The 14584-nt window shown below is 72.1% G+C and carries 16 protein-coding genes; 7 read left to right on the plus strand and 9 right to left on the minus strand.

What is annotated here, in order from left to right; genetic code table 11:
* Positions 1 to 26 precede the first annotated feature (26 nt).
* Entirely contained in the window at positions 27 to 542 is a 516-nt protein-coding gene (locus A3IC_RS0122190; protein ID WP_020552255.1) for a heme-binding beta-barrel domain-containing protein, read from the minus strand.
* Between the two features lie 240 nt (positions 543 to 782).
* Here A3IC_RS0122190 and A3IC_RS0122200 point away from each other — a divergent pair, with 240 nt between their 5' ends.
* Positions 783 to 1145 carry a DsrE family protein gene (locus A3IC_RS0122200; protein WP_020552257.1) on the plus strand — a complete coding sequence of 121 codons (363 nt, stop codon included), beginning with the start codon at positions 783 to 785 and terminating at the stop codon, positions 1143 to 1145.
* Positions 1146 to 1169: 24 nt separating this feature from the next.
* Here A3IC_RS0122200 and A3IC_RS0122205 read toward each other — a convergent pair whose 3' ends face one another.
* The 8 genes from A3IC_RS0122205 to A3IC_RS0122235 all read right to left on the minus strand — a co-directional run bounded on the left by A3IC_RS0122205 (position 1170) and on the right by A3IC_RS0122235 (position 6792).
* The gene (locus A3IC_RS0122205) at positions 1170 to 1493 is read right to left on the minus strand and encodes a DMT family transporter (RefSeq protein ID WP_020552258.1); all 324 of its coding nucleotides are present in this window, start codon (positions 1491 to 1493) and stop codon (positions 1170 to 1172) included.
* A 233-nt stretch (positions 1494 to 1726) separates the two neighbouring features.
* Positions 1727 to 2020 carry a DUF1416 domain-containing protein gene (locus tag A3IC_RS0122210; protein WP_020552259.1) on the minus strand — a complete coding sequence of 98 codons (294 nt, stop codon included), beginning with the start codon at positions 2018 to 2020 and terminating at the stop codon, positions 1727 to 1729.
* A 42-nt stretch (positions 2021 to 2062) separates the two neighbouring features.
* Positions 2063 to 2902 (minus strand): sulfurtransferase, encoded by an 840-nt coding sequence (locus A3IC_RS0122215; RefSeq protein ID WP_026218580.1) that lies wholly within the window; start codon positions 2900 to 2902, stop codon positions 2063 to 2065.
* Positions 2903 to 3136: 234 nt separating this feature from the next.
* Positions 3137 to 3220 carry a putative leader peptide gene (locus A3IC_RS73580; RefSeq protein ID WP_360319360.1) on the minus strand — a complete coding sequence of 28 codons (84 nt, stop codon included), beginning with the start codon at positions 3218 to 3220 and terminating at the stop codon, positions 3137 to 3139.
* Between the two features lie 104 nt (positions 3221 to 3324).
* Positions 3325 to 4167 (minus strand): anti-sigma factor family protein, encoded by an 843-nt coding sequence (locus tag A3IC_RS0122220; RefSeq protein ID WP_020552261.1) that lies wholly within the window; start codon positions 4165 to 4167, stop codon positions 3325 to 3327.
* Positions 4164 to 4814 (minus strand): sigma-70 family RNA polymerase sigma factor, encoded by a 651-nt coding sequence (locus A3IC_RS0122225; RefSeq protein ID WP_020552262.1) that lies wholly within the window; start codon positions 4812 to 4814, stop codon positions 4164 to 4166. Before A3IC_RS0122225 ends, A3IC_RS0122220 begins: the two co-directional genes overlap by 4 nt.
* Positions 4815 to 4930: 116 nt before the next feature.
* Positions 4931 to 6535 carry a chromosomal replication initiator protein DnaA gene (locus tag A3IC_RS62520; protein WP_020552263.1) on the minus strand — a complete coding sequence of 535 codons (1605 nt, stop codon included), beginning with the start codon at positions 6533 to 6535 and terminating at the stop codon, positions 4931 to 4933.
* The gene (locus A3IC_RS0122235; protein WP_020552264.1) at positions 6532 to 6792 is read right to left on the minus strand and encodes a MoaD/ThiS family protein; all 261 of its coding nucleotides are present in this window, start codon (positions 6790 to 6792) and stop codon (positions 6532 to 6534) included. The genes A3IC_RS62520 and A3IC_RS0122235 overlap by 4 nt, the downstream gene beginning before the upstream one ends.
* Before the next feature lie 604 nt (positions 6793 to 7396).
* On the opposite strand from A3IC_RS0122235, the gene A3IC_RS55865 reads away from it, so the two are divergent.
* The 6 genes from A3IC_RS55865 to A3IC_RS62525 all read left to right on the plus strand — a co-directional run bounded on the left by A3IC_RS55865 (position 7397) and on the right by A3IC_RS62525 (position 14379).
* Positions 7397 to 8110, plus strand: a complete 714-nt coding sequence (locus A3IC_RS55865; RefSeq protein ID WP_020552265.1) for a winged helix-turn-helix domain-containing protein — start codon at positions 7397 to 7399, stop codon at positions 8108 to 8110.
* A 226-nt stretch (positions 8111 to 8336) separates the two neighbouring features.
* Positions 8337 to 9356 (plus strand): LacI family DNA-binding transcriptional regulator, encoded by a 1020-nt coding sequence (locus A3IC_RS0122245; protein ID WP_026218582.1) that lies wholly within the window; start codon positions 8337 to 8339, stop codon positions 9354 to 9356.
* Positions 9357 to 9400: 44 nt separating this feature from the next.
* Complete coding sequence (mshD, locus tag A3IC_RS0122250; protein WP_020552267.1) at positions 9401 to 10342, plus strand: mycothiol synthase; 942 nt, start codon at positions 9401 to 9403, stop codon at positions 10340 to 10342.
* 84 nt (positions 10343 to 10426) lie between these two features.
* Complete coding sequence (locus A3IC_RS55870; protein WP_020552268.1) at positions 10427 to 12604, plus strand: RNA degradosome polyphosphate kinase; 2178 nt, start codon at positions 10427 to 10429, stop codon at positions 12602 to 12604.
* Positions 12591 to 13574, plus strand: coding sequence for a CHAD domain-containing protein (locus tag A3IC_RS0122260; protein WP_020552269.1), 984 nt, complete (start codon positions 12591 to 12593; stop codon positions 13572 to 13574). The genes A3IC_RS55870 and A3IC_RS0122260 overlap by 14 nt, the downstream gene beginning before the upstream one ends.
* Complete coding sequence (locus tag A3IC_RS62525; RefSeq protein WP_020552270.1) at positions 13567 to 14379, plus strand: NUDIX hydrolase; 813 nt, start codon at positions 13567 to 13569, stop codon at positions 14377 to 14379. Before A3IC_RS0122260 ends, A3IC_RS62525 begins: the two co-directional genes overlap by 8 nt.
* Positions 14380 to 14584 lie beyond the last annotated feature (205 nt).

Consider the following 14584-nt stretch of genomic DNA (forward strand, 5'->3'; position numbering starts at 1 on the left):
CGCGTTCGGTCCGGCGCGGTCCGGCGCTATTCGGCCGCGAGGTCCGCGTCGACGCGCTTGAGTTGGGCGGAGACGTGGGCTTGGAGCGGGTGACCCATCGCGGCCATGTCGTACGCGTACATCAACTCGCCCTTGACCAGGCCGTACAGCCGGTGACCGGCGGTGTACTCCTTCGCGTCCTCGGTGCGCGCGACCACGTCGGTGCGCATCTCCAGCCGCGGGCCGTCCACCTTGCCGAGCCAGATCTCCACGATCCCGGTGGGGTGAGCGAGCGTCACGTCGACCGAGCCGTCCAGCTTCGAGCGCCAGAAACCGGTCTCGGTGGCCAGCGGACGCACCCGCTCGCCCGCGTCGTCCAGGAGCCAGGTGCGCGAGGTATAGGTGAGGAACGGCTTGTTCGCGATGTAGCCGAAGGTGACCTGCTGGCCGAAGCGGAACGCCTCGATGGTCGGGTAGTCGCCGACACCGGCGCCTTCCCAGGTGCCGAGCAGGAACGCGAGCGGGACGGCGTCGAAGTGCAGGTCGTCCGGGATTTCGATCATGGTGGGGCGGCCGCTTCCGGGTCGGGTACGGCGGGTCAGCCTACCGGGCTCGGCGTCAGTTCTGGCCCTTGTACAGCTTGGACACGGTCAGCGCGGCGAACCACGCGACGAGGACGCCGACCACGGCCAGCAGCGCAATGAAGAAGATGTGCATCGCCAGGGTGCTCCTCGTGCTTCGTACGGGTGGGCCAGGTCGACCTGGCCGGGTGCCAAACGGCCTCAGTGTATAGGCTGCGGGCCGTGAAGCGATCTCTCGTGGTCAAGGTCACCGCAGGTCAGGACGCGCCGGAGCGCTGCTCCCAGGCATTCACGGTGGCGTCGGTGGCGCTCGCGTCGGGTGTGGACGTGTCGCTGTGGCTCACCGGCGAGTCGTCCTGGTTCGCGCTGCCCGGGCGCGCCGCCGAGTTCGAGCTGCCGCACGCCGCGCCGCTGCCGGACCTGCTCGACGCGCTGATCGCGGGCGGCCGGGTGACCCTGTGCACGCAGTGCGCGGCGCGCCGGGAGATCACCGGTGACGACGTACTGCCCGGAATCCGGATCGCCGGTGCCCAGGTGTTCGTCCAGGAAGCGCTCGCGGACGACGCCCAGGCGCTGGTGTACTGACCACCCGCCCGCGCGGGCCCGGGATCAGTGGCTGATCCCGGAGATGTTCAGGCCGATCACGCCGAGCAGGACCAGGCCGATCGAGATCAGCTTGAGCGGCGACGAGCCCTCGTTCAGGAGCCAGATGCCCACCAGCGCGGTGCCCGCCGCGCCGATTCCGGTCCACACCGCGTACGCGGGGCCGACCTCCAGCGACTTGAGCGCGTAGGTGAGCAGCCCGAAGCTGCCCAGCGCACACACGGCGAAGCCGATCGTGGGCCACAACCGGGTGAATCCGTGGCTCTGTTTGAGCATGATGGCGAAGCCGGTCTCCAGGATTCCCGCGATGATCACGATCATCCATGCCACGTGTTGCCTCCCGGCGTCGCGCGCTGCTTCCGGTGTCCCCACACCCCGAAAGATCTGCCCCCGGCAGATCCACCGAAGATACGGAAACCTTTCTGCCCCTGCGACCCGGGGCACACACCGGCAACGACCCCACCCCTCCCCCGAGCACGTGGGGAGGGGTGGGGCCGTTTTGCCGCCGATCGGGTCGCGGGGTCCGAGGGTGTACGTCCGAAGGAGACCCGCCCCCGTCGGGGTCAGACCGCGATCTCGACCTCGGCGACGGTGCCCTTCTCGGACACCACCACGCTGCGGTCCACGGTCGCGCCGGGGACGAGCGCCCGCACGGTCCAGTTGCCCGGCGCCGCGAAGAACCGGAACTGACCGGTCGCGGACGTGGGCACCTCGGCGGTGAAATCGCCGCCCGCGTCGAGCAGGCGCACGTAGCCGTTGATCGGCTGCCCGCCCTTGGTCACCGCCCCCTGGATGATGGTTTCCTTCGCCACGTCAACTCCTGCCAGATCCGGGCCGCCGGCCTTCGCACCGCACATCGTTCTTGCTCCCTGAAGTCGGGTAGGTGGTGTAGCCGTCGGTCACTTGCCGTCGCCGAGCTCGATCGGCACGCCCACCAGCGCGCCGTACTCGGTCCACGAGCCGTCGTAGTTGCGGACGTTGCCCTGCTCCAGCAGCTCGTGCAGGACGAACCAGGTGTGGGCGGAGCGCTCGCCGATCCGGCAGTAGGCGATGGTGTCCTTCGTCAGGTCCACACCCTCGCCCTCGTACAGCGCGGTGAGTTCCTCGTTGGTCTTGAAGGTGCCGTCGTCGTTGGCGGCCTTCGACCACGGGATGTTCTTCGCGGTCGGCACGTGGCCGGCCTTCTGCGACTGCTCCTGCGGCAGGTGCGCCGGGGCGAGCAGCTTGCCGGAGAACTCGTCGGGCGAACGCACGTCGACCAGGTTCAGCGAACCGATCGCGGCGAGCACGTCGTCGCGCCAGGCGCGGATCGACGTGTCCTGCTCCTTGGCCACGTAGTTCGTCGCGGCGCGCTCGGGCACCTCGACGACCAGCTCGCGCGAGTCGAGCTCCCACTTCTTGCGACCGCCGTCGAGCAGCTTGACGTCGCCGTGGCCGTAGAGCTTGAAGTACCAGTAGGCGTAGGACGCGAACCAGTTGTTGTTGCCGCCGTAGAGCACGACGGTGTCGTCGTTGGAGATGCCCTTGGCCGACAGCAGCGCGGAGAAGCCGGCCTCGTCGACGAAGTCGCGCTTGACCGGGTCCTGCAGGTCGTCGCGCCAGTCGATGCGCACCGCACCACGAATGTGGTTCTTGACGTAGGCGCTGGTGTCCTCGTCGACCTCGACGAGCACGACCTTCGGGTCGTCCAGGTGGGCCTGGACCCAGTCGGCGTCTACCAGAACGTCGGAGCGGCTCATGGGGATACCTCCGGTGCAGAAGTGCGCGGGATTGCCGCGGATGTGGGGGTACGCGGTCTCGGGGTACACCCGGGCGTGCCGCGGCGCCGCGGCAGGCGGGGTGTGGGTGTGTCCGTGGTTGCTACGCGGGGGCCGGGGGCCGTTCCACCGCGTCGTCACGCGGTTCGGGTCCCGGGTCCGACGGCCGGTCGCGATCCGCCTCGGGCGCATCGCCGATCGACGACTGTCGGCAAGTCAGTCAGCGCAACACAGGCAGGTCTGCGTGCGGCACAGGTCCACTGCGCGCCGCTTGGTGAGGTCATCCGCCTGTCGCTTCACACCATCGATCGTAGGGAGCCTGGGCCACCCGTGTCATGCGTGGCCCATGATGTGAGACAAAATTGTCCGCCCATTGAGATGGGCGGACAATTGGCACCGATTTGTCATGGTTGTGCGGGCGGGATCTCCAGTAGTTGTTCGCCGTCGCCGACCGTTTTGACGGCGAACCGGGTGATCTCGCCGACCGGAATGCTGGTCGCGCCCCGAATCGGATCACCGGGTCCGTACTCGCCGTTCGGGACCACCCACGAGGACGCCGTCTCCACCCGGCCCCGGGTGCCGTAGACGTCCAACTGGCAGCGGGTGCCCGGCCGGATGCCGGACAGCGACAGATCCACGCTGCTGCCCCACGCGGTGGCGGCGTAGCGCAGTTCGGCGCCCATACCGGAGCGCGGGTCGCCGCCGCGGGCGATCCGACCGGCCGGCCCGGGCGGTGTCGCGGTACCGGCCGGCCCGGCCGTCGCGGACGGCCGGCCCGGGGCGGCCGTGGTCGGCGGCGCGGCGGCCGTGTCCCCGGTGTCCGAGGAGTCGCCCAGCGCCCAACCGGTGAACCCGGCGAGGATCATCAGCACGGCCGCCGCGGCGGCCACCGCATGGCGCGACCGGCGGCGCCGATCCGCCTGCCGGGCCGCGGCGGACAACACACGTGCGGGCGCGGTGCCGCTCGCGGCCACACCGCTGGCCTGCGCCTCGGCCTCGGTCAGCCGGGCGAGCAGGGCGGGCAGGCCCGCGAGTTCCTCGTATTCGGCCCGGCAGCGCGGGCACGTGGCCACGTGTTGCCGCACTCGCGCGGCCTCGTCCTCGTCGAGGGCGCCGACCACGAACGCGCCGAGGTCCAGGCGGGCCACCGCGCAGCCCAGCCGTGCGGGCGGGCCCGCCGGCTTCGGCGGATGCGCGTCGGGAGCGGCGCCGTTCGCCGTCGCGTTCTCGTCCCCGGTGTCCGTCACGGGACCAACCCCCTTTCCTCGAAGGCCACGCGCAGCGCTCGCAGCGCGTAATACGTCCGTGATTTGACCGTGCCCTCGGGCACCCCCAGCGTCTTGGCCGCGTCGGCCACCGAACTGCCCCGGTAGTAGGTCTCCAGCAGCACGGCCCGATGCTCGGGGCTGAGCGCGGCCATCGCGTCGGCGACGTCCCACGCGAGCACGGCCCGGTCGAACTCGGCCTCGGCGCCCTCGTCCGCCACCGTCGCCAGCACCGCGTCGCCGGTCTCGGGTGGTCGGGCCCGACGAGCCCGGCCGACGTCGATCACCACGTTGCGGGCCACCGTGCACAACCAGCCCCGCACCGAGCCCCGGGCCGGGTCCAGCGCCTCGGGGTGGCGCCAGGCACGCAGCAGCGTCTCCTGGACCACGTCCTCGGCCCAGGCCCGATCGCCGCCGGTCAGGCGCAACGCGAACCCGAGGAGCGGGCCGCCGTGTTCGAGGTAGAGCGTGCGGATGACCGCCTCGTCGGCGGTCGATATTCGCGAGGCCGAGTGCAGGGGGTCGGCGGCGGGCCGCTCGTCGCCGGCGGGGGGCCGGGCCAAAAAGGCCCGGGCCGCCGCCGGATCCGCCTGGGCCTCGGCACCGAGCAGTTCCGAACGTTGCGCCACACCCTCTGCACGGGTGGGCGGGTCCGGCGGTTCATCCCGGCTCCCGGGACGGGACCGGCGGTATATCCACGGCATGGCCGCATCCTCCCGTGGCGGAGCCGCCGCCGCACGGTTAATCAGCCGATCATGACCCTGCCCAGCAGATACGCCGCCGGAGCGGCGAGTGCGAGCGGCAGGGATACACCGGCGGTGAAGTGAACGAACCCGGACGGATGGTCGTAGCCGGCGACCCGGCGGCCGAGCAGGCCGAGCGCCGAGGCGGCGGCGCCGAGCAGCGCGGCGTACGGCGCTTCGCCGCCGAGCGCGATGCCCGCGGCGGCGCCGGCGGCGGTGCCGAGCAGCCAGGACGGGATCGGCGCGACGGCCGGCGGCAGCGGCACCGCCCGCACCAGCGTGGCGACACCGGCCGCGAGCACCGCGGACACCACGGCCGCGCCCGCGTCGATCGGGCCGCCGTGGAGTTCGCCCGCGACCAGGTAGGCCACGTCGAACGCGGTGATCAGCGCGGCGGACGTGGTCACCGTGAGCGCGGGCAACAACTCGCCCGGCCGAGCACCGCTCCGGGCCTGGAGCGCGAGCATCACCAGCAACGTCGCGGCGAGCACGGCGGGCACGCTCGCCAGGCCCTGCTCGCCCTTGGCGTACACCGCGATGTCGGTACCGAACGCGGCCACCACGACCAGCGCTATGCCCTGGCGCGCGGGCCACATGCCGTTGAGCCGGAACCACCCGGCGGCGGTGAGCACTTGCAGGAACGCCACGCCGAGCACGAGGGCCGGCTTCCCGGCGATCGCGGTCACCGCCAAGACGGCGGCGAGACCGACCGTGCACAGCGCCGGCAGCATGCCCGGCGGATCCCAGATCGGCGTCCGGGCCGAGCGCGCGGACGCCTCACCGGTGCGCTGGGCCGGCACGCGGGCGAGGCGGCGGCGGGAGTCGGCGGGGGCGTCGTCATCGGCGGGCGCGTCGTTCGGGTGGTCGTGGGCGTGGGTGAAGTCGTGGGCGAACTCGGGGTGGTCCTGCTCGTGGTCGAACGCCGCGTGGTCGACCGACTCGTCCCGCCGATGGGCATCCTCGGGGCGATACCCACCGTACGAATCCGGCTCGGACTCGGGAACCGGCTCGACGACGGCCGGCAGCACGCTCGTCGCACCGTCCCGGTCCGCGTACCCCGAGTCGTAACCATCCCGCCCGGGTTCGGCGAGCGCGGGCAACATCTCGGTGGCGTCCGGGTAGCCGTATCCGCCGGCCGCGGGCGCGCTCGGGAGCGGTTCGGCGTACGGCTGGAGGGCATGCGAGGCGTGCGGAGCCTGCGGGGCTTGCGGACCCTGCGGATAGGAGTCCTGGAGGTAGGGCTCCTGCGAGTAGGACTCGGGTGGGTAGGACCCCTGGGCGTAGTCGTCCTGGGGGTAGGGCTCGTGTGGCCGGGTTTCCGGCGGATACGGCGCTGCCGGGTAGCCGTACGAGCCTTGGTCGGCGGGCGGCTGGGCGTACTGCCCGGGCTCGGCGTAGCCGCCGAGTCGTCCGTCGTACGACTCGGCGGCCGGTGTGCCGTACTGCTCGCCGTAGTACTCGCCGGGCGGCGCGAACGCCTGCTCGCCGTAACCCGGCCCCGGCGGGCCCGGGTCGAGCGGCGCTTCGCCGGGGTGGATCGCCGCGGGGTCGTAGCCGCCCGGTTCCTCGTATCGGTCGCCCGTCGGGCGCCCGCGCCGGCCGCTCATCCGCCGGCGAAGGGAGGCAGGACCTCGACCGTGCCGCCCTCGGTCAGGATGATCGCCGTGTGGTCGCGCCGTCCGACGGGGTCGCCGTCCACGACGAACGAGCAGTTCGCGACGACCGCGCCGAAGCGGATCGAGTCGCCGTGCCGCTCCCGGGCGCGCCCCAGCGCCTCGGCGAGAGTGGCCGCGTCGTACGGCTCCTCGGCCGTGCCCGCGGCTTCCTTCGCCGCGGCCCAGTACCGCATGGTGCCGACCGCCATCGCGCGCCCTCCCGTGTGTCCGTGTGTACGTCGCGGCCTCCGGCGCCGGCGGCGCCGAAGTGTGCAGCATCCATGATGACGCCTCCACACCGACCATTCGGCCCGGGCGCCCTCGGACCACCGGCTCGACCCGGCCGCGGAGCGGACGGTGTGAGCCGGCGCCCGGCGACCGGCTCGCGGTGGCCGCGGAGGGGACGGGCAACCGGTTGCGCCCCTGCCGGGTTGCCCACGCGGCGGGTCGTGCCCCGAACCGGTGAACCCGTGGAGGTTGTGGGGGCTTGGTCGGGTGGGTCCTGATCGGCTTTTCGGGGGTGCCCCCGCTGGTCCGCGCGATGAGGATGCGGGTTCGGGTGCAGGCATTCCGGTGAAAGTCGGGGCCGTGGGGTGTCCGCAGTGCGGGAAGATCCCCGGGTAGGTCGGTTCCCGGAGACATGTTCGCTATCCTGACTCCGCAGGCTCACCTCCGATGACGGGCACACCCCAAGGACCCCAGAAGTGGTTCCCGAACGGTTACGGAATCGGACGAGTCGGCGACCAATGAAGGATCCGGGCGACGATGCCCCGGGTCCTTTCGTGTTTTGTGCCTGTTTTGGGAGGTGTCCCGTTGAGTGCACTGCTGCTGCTCACGAACGCGCTCCAGCCGTCGGCCGAGGTGCTGCCCGCGCTCGGTCTGCTGCTGCACCAGGTACGCGTGGCCCCGGCGGAGGCGTCCGCGTTGGTCGACGCGCCGGCCGCGGACGTCATCCTGGTCGACGGTAGGCGTGACCTCCCGCAGGTGCGCAGCCTGTGTCGGGTGTTGCGGACCACCGGGGTCGGCGCCCCGCTGGTGCTGGTGGCCACCGAGGGCGGGCTGGCCGCGTTGACCGCGGACTGGGGCGTCGACGACGTCCTGCTGGACACCGCCGGGCCCGCCGAGGTCGAGGCGCGGCTGCGGCTGGCGATCGGCCGGCTCCAGGCGGCGCAGGGGGCCGAGGACGAGCCCACCGAGATCCGCAACGGCGACCTGAGCATCGACGAGGCCACCTACAGCGCGAAGCTGCGCGGCCGAGTGCTGGACCTGACGTTCAAGGAGTTCGAACTGATCAAGTACCTCGCGCAGCACCCGGGCCGGGTCTTCACCCGAGCCCAGTTGTTGCAGGAGGTGTGGGGCTACGACTATTTCGGCGGCACCCGCACGGTGGATGTGCACGTGCGCCGCCTGCGGGCGAAACTCGGGCCCGAGCACGAGTCGTTGATCGGTACGGTGCGCAACGTCGGTTACCGGTTCGTGGTGCCCGATCGAGGCGTCGGCGAGCCCGCGCTCGCCGAGCGTACGTGAGTCGTACATACGTGAGTCGTGCGTACGTGACCCTTGCTCATGTGCCCCGTGCCCAGGTGACCCGTCGCTCCGCGCCGGTCCGGCCGGTGGAGCCGACGGAGCGTCACATCCCTTACGCAGCAGTACAAAGCAGACTTATCCGGAGGAACGCGGAGGACCATCTCGTCCCGCGTCCAGGTTGTGAACTCCCGTGAGTCGCACCGGTCTCCATCCCTACAATGACCGCGTGCCCAAAGTGACCCGCGACGACGTCGCCCGCCTCGCGGGGACCTCCACCGCGGTGGTCTCCTACGTCGTCAACAATGGCCCGCGCCCGGTCGCGCCGGCCACGCGCGAGCGTGTGCTCGCCGCGATAGACAAGCTGGGTTACCGGCCCGACAGCGTGGCCCAGGCGATGGCCAGCCGCCGGACCAACCTGATCGGCCTGGTGCTGCCCGACGCCCGGCAGGCCTTCTTCGCCGAACTCGCGCACACCGTCGAACAGGCCGCGTTCGAGCAGGGCCGGCTGGTGTTGATCGGCAATTCCGACTACGAGGACGACCGCGAACTGCACTACGTGCGCGCGTTCCTGGGCATGCAGGTGTCCGGGCTCGTGCTGGTCAGCCAGGGCCCCTCGGAGCGCGCCGCGCGTGAGATCGCCACGCGGGACGTGCGGGTGGTGCTGATGCACCGTCAGCCCGATGCGCTCGGCGGTGACGCGGTCATCCTGGACGACGTCGAGGGCGCCTACACCGCGGTCCGCCACCTGCTCGACACCCACGGCTTCACCCGGGTGGACTGCCTGGGCGGTCCACCCAGCACGCCGGACTCGGGCGACCCGGTCACCGACCACGTGACCGGCTGGCGGCGGGCGATGACCGAGCGCGGGCTGCCCACCGAGGGTCTGCTGCACGAGGCGCCCTTCGGCCGGTTCGGCGCCTACCAGGTCGCGCTGTCGCTGCTGACCGGCCCGGATCGGCCCAGGGCGCTGTTCTGCTCGACCGACGACCAGGCGATGGGTGTCCTGCACGCGGCGCGGGAGGCGGGTGTGCGGGTACCGGACGACCTCGCGGTGGTGGGCTTCGACGACATCGCCGAGGCGGCCATCGCCGATCCGCCGTTGACCACGGTGACCTCCGACCGCCCGGGTATGGCCCGCGCCGCGGTGGAGCTGGCGCTGGAGCGCGAGCCGGCCGCCGCCGGCGACCCGCGGGTGCGTACCTTCCCGTCCACGCTGGTGGTCCGCCGCAGCTGCGGCTGCGGCTGACGGCCGCGCGACGACCGCCGGCGCCGCTCAGTACCGTGGAGGCCATGGACCTCGCGGATGTGTCGATCGAGACGGTGAATCGGGCCTCGGCGGAAGACGCCTCGGCCGTATCGGCCCTCGCGGAGGCGGCGGCCGGCGTCGACGGCGCCTCGCCGCTGTCCGAACAGTCCCGGCTCGAGCTACGGCACGGCGCGCCCGCGGCGCGCGAGGTGCTCGCCCGGGACGGCGCCGCCATCGTCGGCTTCGCGCACCTGGACGGCTCGGATCTCGTGGACGGCCCGTCCGCCGAACTGTTCGTCGCGCCGGCCGCGCGCGGCGCGGGCCTGGGCCGGGCGCTGCTGGAGACGCTGGTGAGCGAGGCGGCCCGGATCGAGGAGGCCGGCCGGTTGCGGGTGTGGGCGCACGGCAAGCTGCCCGCGGCCGAGCGACTGGCCGCGGCGCTGGGCTTCGCCGCGTTCCGCGAGTTGTGGCAGATGCGCCGCGCGGCCGCCACTTCGGTGCCCGACCTGGACCTGCCCGCCGACGTGCGACTGCGCACCTTCCGTCCGGGCGTGGACGACCAGGCTTGGCTCGCGCTCAACGCCAAGTCCTTCGCGCACCACCCCGAGCAGGGCGCGTGGACGGCGGACGACCTGCGCCGCCGGTTCGCCGAGCCGTGGTTCGACCCGGCCGGTTTCTTCCTCGCCGAGGACACCGACACCGGCGAGCTGCTCGGCTTCCACTGGACCAAGACACACCCCGCGACCGCGGACTCGGGCCCGCTGGGCGAGGTGTACGTGGTCGGTGTCGACCCGGCGGCGCAGGGCCGCGGGCTCGGCGCGCTGCTGACCTCGGTGGGTCTGCGGCACCTGGCCCGGCGCACCGTCGAGGGCCGTCCGCTCGCCGAAATCCTGCTCTATGTGGACGCGGACAACGAGGCGGCGGTCAAGGTGTACGCCCGTTTGGGCTTTCGCGTGCATACCGTCGATGTGATGTACCGGCGCTGAACACGGTGTGAAACCTGGCGAACATCTGTTTCGGGTCGCGGCCGCACAGGTGCGCATAGACCGCCGCGAAAAGACAATGGTCTGATGAACGCCGAGAACCCCGCCGCTCGATCCTCCCGACACCTGACCGTGGCCGTGCCGCCCGCGAAGGCCGGCGGCACGAACCCGGTCGCCGCGGCCCCGCCGCGATCGGAGGACGGGTTGCCGTTGGACCGGTTTCTGGACCGGGAGGGCAGCTGGCTGGCGTTCAACGAACGTGTGCTCGAACTCGCCGAGGACCCGAGCACACCGCTGCTGGAGCGGGCGCGATTTCTGGCCATCTTCGCGTCCAACCTCGACGAGTTCTTCATGGTCCGGGTGGCCGGTCTCAAGCGCCGGATCGCCACCGGTCTGGCGGTGCGCGCCGCCAGCGGCCTACAGCCGCGCGAGGTGCTGGAGAACATCTGGTCGCGCAGCCGCGCACTGATGGCCCGGCACTCCACGTGCTTCCACCACGACGTGCTGCCCGCGCTCGGCGAGGCCGACATCCAGTTGTTGCGCTTCGACGACCTGACCGACGGCGAGCGGCAGTCGTTGTACGCGCTCTTTCGCGAGCGGGTCTTCCCGGTGCTCACCCCCCTGGCGGTGGACCCGGCGCACCCGTTCCCGTACATCTCCGGCCTGTCGCTGAACCTGGCCGTGATCGTGCGCAATCCGCGCTCGGGCAACGAGCACTTCGCCCGGGTCAAGGTGCCGCCGCTGCTGCCGCGCTTCGTGGAGACCTCGCCGGCCCGCTTCGTGCCGCTCGAGGAGGTGATCGCCGAATTCCTCGGCGACCTGTTCCCGGGCATGGACGTGCTGGGCCACCACGCCTTCCGGGTCACCCGCAACGAGGACCTCGAGGTCGAGGAGGACGACGCGGAGAACCTGCTCCAGGCGCTGGAGCGGGAGTTGATGCGCCGGAGGTTCGGCCCGCCGGTCCGGCTCGAGGTCGAGGAGACCATCGACCCGCACGTGCTCGACCTGCTGGTGCGCGAGCTGGGCGTGGGCGAGAAGGAGGTCTACCCGCTGCCCGGTCCGCTCGACCTGACCGGTCTGCACGCGATCGCCGACCTGGACAAGCCCGAGCTCAAGTTCGGCCGCTTCGTCGCCGGCACCCATCGCGACCTGGCCGAGGTGGAGACCGCGCAGGCCGCCGACGTGTTCGCCGCGATGCGCAAGCGCGACATCCTGGTCCACCACCCCTACGACTCGTTCGCCACCTCGGTCCAGGCGTTCCTGGAGCAGGCCGCGGCCGACCCGGACGTGCTCGCGATCAAGCAGACCCTGTACCGCACCTCGGGCGACTCGCCGATCGTGGACGCGCTGGTGGACGCGGCCGAGTCCGGCAAGCAGGTACTGGTCCTGGTCGAGCTCAAGGCCCGCTTCGACGAGCACGCCAACATCACCTGGGCGCGCAAGCTCGAGCAGGCCGGCTGCCATGTCGTGCACGGCGTGGTGGGGCTCAAGACGCACTCCAAGCTGTGCCTGGTGGTCCGCCAGGAGGGCGACACGCTGCGCCGCTACTGCCACATCGGCACGGGCAACTACAACCCGAAGACGGCCCGGCTCTACGAGGACCTGGGCCTGCTGACCGCCGACCCGCAGGTCGGCGAGGACATGTCGAACCTGTTCAACCGGCTCTCCGGCTACTCGCGCGCGCAATCGTTTCGGCGGTTGCTGGTGGCCCCGCACTCGTTGCGCAACGGGCTGGTCGAACGGATAGAGCGCGAGGCGGCCAACCACGAGCAGGGGCTGCCGGCGTACGTCCGGCTCAAGTCGAACTCGCTGGTCGACGAACTGGTGATCGACGCGCTCTACCGTGCCTCGCAGGCCGGCGTCCCGGTCGATCTGTGGATCCGGGGCATCTGCGCGCTGCGCCCGGGCGTTCCCGGTCTGTCCGAGACCATCCGAGTGCGCAGCATTCTCGGCCGATTTTTGGAACACTCCAGAGTGTGGGTGTTCGCCGGCGGGGGCGAACCGGAGGTGTGGATCGGCAGTGCCGACCTGATGCACCGCAACCTGGACCGCAGGGTCGAGGCGGCGGTGCGGTTGCGCGGCGATCGACACCGCGACGAGATGACGTCCTTCATGGACCTGGGGATGAGCGCGGAGACCGCGTCCTGGCACCTGGACCGGGACGGCACCTGGACCAGGCACGCAACCGCTGCCGACGGCAGCCGGCTTCGTGACGTGCAGGAGCACCTCATCGAGACCCGGAGGCGCAGACGTGGGCCGGACTGAGCAGACGACCGGTATTCCTCGGCAGCGCGCGGCGGCCGAGGACACCTCGGCCGGCGCGATCCTGCTCGCCCATCTGGTCGGGGAGGCCGGCGCGTTCATCGACCAACTGCCCCGGCTGAGCGCGGGCGAGGAGGAGGCCGCGCACAACGCGCGGGTGGCCGCCCGGCGGATCCGCAGCGCGCTGGCCACGTGCGGGCCGCTGCTGGAGCCGGAGCCCGCCGCGCGTCTGCGCGCTCGGCTGCGCGAGGCGGCGGACGCCTTGGCGGGCGAGCGGGACGCCGAGGTGCTGCTGGAGCGACTGTCGGCCGACCTGGACACGCTGCCGGAGCGCCCCGGCTCGGCCCGGGCCCGGGCGATCGTCACCCGCCGACTGCGCGGCGATCTGGGCGCCGGGCGGACCCGCGCGCTGACCGCGCTCGGCTCGGGAGTGTTCACCACGCTGTCCGCGGACCTGGTGGAGCCGGCTCTGGGCCTGACGTTCACCAAGCGGGCCGCGGCGCCGGGCGCCGAACTCGTGCCCGGGTTGGTCGCCCGGACGCTGCGCCGGCTGGACCGCGCCGTCGACGCGCTGCCGCTGGCGGCGGCGGGCGAGCCCTATCCGGCGGACCGCGCCGGGTTCACGCCCTACGCGGGCACCGACGACGACGCCTGGCACCGGGTGCGGATCCTGGCCAAGCGGGCCCGCTACGCGGCCGACATGTGCGTGCCCGCGTTCGGCCCGCCGGCCGCTCGGTTGGCCAGGCGGCTCAAGGCGGTGACCGAGGTGCTCGGCGTGCACCAGGACGCGACCATCGCCGCCGACGCGGTCGCCGCACTCGCGGCCGGCCCCCGGGTCGGCGGGCCCGCCGCCTTCGTCCTGGGCGAGTTGTACGCGCACGAGCGGCGGGTCGCCACGGCTCAGCGGTACGCGTTCACCCGGGTGTGGCCCAGGGCGGGCGCCCCGGAGGCGCGGGCGTGGCTCGATGGATGACCCTGCTCGGGTCACGCACCCCGACCACCACCCGGTACTCGCCGCGGGCGCGGTGTTGTGGCGTCGGGTGGGGGACGCGGTGCAGGTCGGGTTGGTGCATCGGCCGCGCTACGACGACTGGTCCTTCCCCAAGGGCAAGCTGGAGCCGGGCGAGCCCGCGGTGGTGGCCGCGGTCCGCGAGATCGCCGAGGAGACCGGGTATCGGGCCATTTTGGGGCGCGAGCTGGGCATGCGCAGTTATCCGTTGCGCTCGCGCGATCGACTCAAGGTCAACCGCTACTGGGTCGCCGAGGCGGTCGCGGGCGAGTTCGTCGCCAACCGGGAGGTGGACCGGATGTGGTGGGGTCCGCCGGAGCAGGCCGCGACGCTGACCGGGACCCCGGACTACACCGCGTCGCTGACCGACGCGTTCCGCACCGGGCCGCCGCCCGCGACGGTGCCGGTTCTGGTGCTGCGCGCGGGCCCGGCGTTCGCCCGAGACCTGGTGCCGATGCTGGCCGCGTTCGGACCGGTCGAGGTGTACGGCTGCGCGGAGCCGGCCGCCGCCGCGACGGTCGAGCCCTATGTCACGGCCGTGGGCGCGCGGGTGTGGGCGACCTCGTGCTCGGTGGCCCAGGCGCTGCGCGGCGGCCGGCCGACCCTGCTGTGCGCACCCGTTCCGGACCTGCCCGGCGCCGCCCCCGGGGTCGGTGCCACCCGGCTGGCCGCCGAACCCCTGTTGCCCGGGGAGTTCGTCGTATTGCACGCCTGGGCGGGTCGAGTCGTGGCCATGGGCCGTTACGCTCCCTACCCGACGGGAAGCTGAGCACTTGGTCAAGCCGTTGTCACGGTTTGCCCAACGTCACACTGCGTGCATCTGAACATCGGATGAACAAAATTCGGCCTGCGCGACAAAGCCCCAGTTCACGGGTAGTAAATGCGCACATGAGCGGACAATTCATCCAGCGGTCGGCTTATCTGACTCGACCGTTCGAGTTCACCCTCGGTTCACTTTGCGCGGCGGATCGCTT

This window comes from Embleya scabrispora DSM 41855, assembly GCF_000372745.1.
Lineage (GTDB): Bacteria > Actinomycetota > Actinomycetes > Streptomycetales > Streptomycetaceae > Embleya > Embleya scabrispora.

What these genes read in the sequence shown, in the direction of transcription:
- A3IC_RS0122190 (WP_020552255.1), bottom strand. Translation starts at nt 542, where the DNA reads ATGATCGAAATCCCGGACGACCTGCACTTCGACGCCGTCCCGCTCGCG.
- A3IC_RS0122210 (WP_020552259.1), bottom strand. Translation starts at nt 2,020, where the DNA reads ATGTGCGGTGCGAAGGCCGGCGGCCCGGATCTGGCAGGAGTTGACGTG.
- A3IC_RS0122215 (WP_026218580.1), bottom strand. Translation starts at nt 2,902, where the DNA reads ATGAGCCGCTCCGACGTTCTGGTAGACGCCGACTGGGTCCAGGCCCAC.
- A3IC_RS62520 (WP_020552263.1), bottom strand. Translation starts at nt 6,535, where the DNA reads ATGAGCGGCCGGCGCGGGCGCCCGACGGGCGACCGATACGAGGAACCG.
- A3IC_RS0122235 (WP_020552264.1), bottom strand. Translation starts at nt 6,792, where the DNA reads ATGGCGGTCGGCACCATGCGGTACTGGGCCGCGGCGAAGGAAGCCGCG.
- mshD (WP_020552267.1), top strand. Translation starts at nt 9,401, where the DNA reads ATGGACCTCGCGGATGTGTCGATCGAGACGGTGAATCGGGCCTCGGCG.
- A3IC_RS55870 (WP_020552268.1), top strand. Translation starts at nt 10,427, where the DNA reads ATGAACGCCGAGAACCCCGCCGCTCGATCCTCCCGACACCTGACCGTG.
- A3IC_RS62525 (WP_020552270.1), top strand. Translation starts at nt 13,567, where the DNA reads ATGGATGACCCTGCTCGGGTCACGCACCCCGACCACCACCCGGTACTC.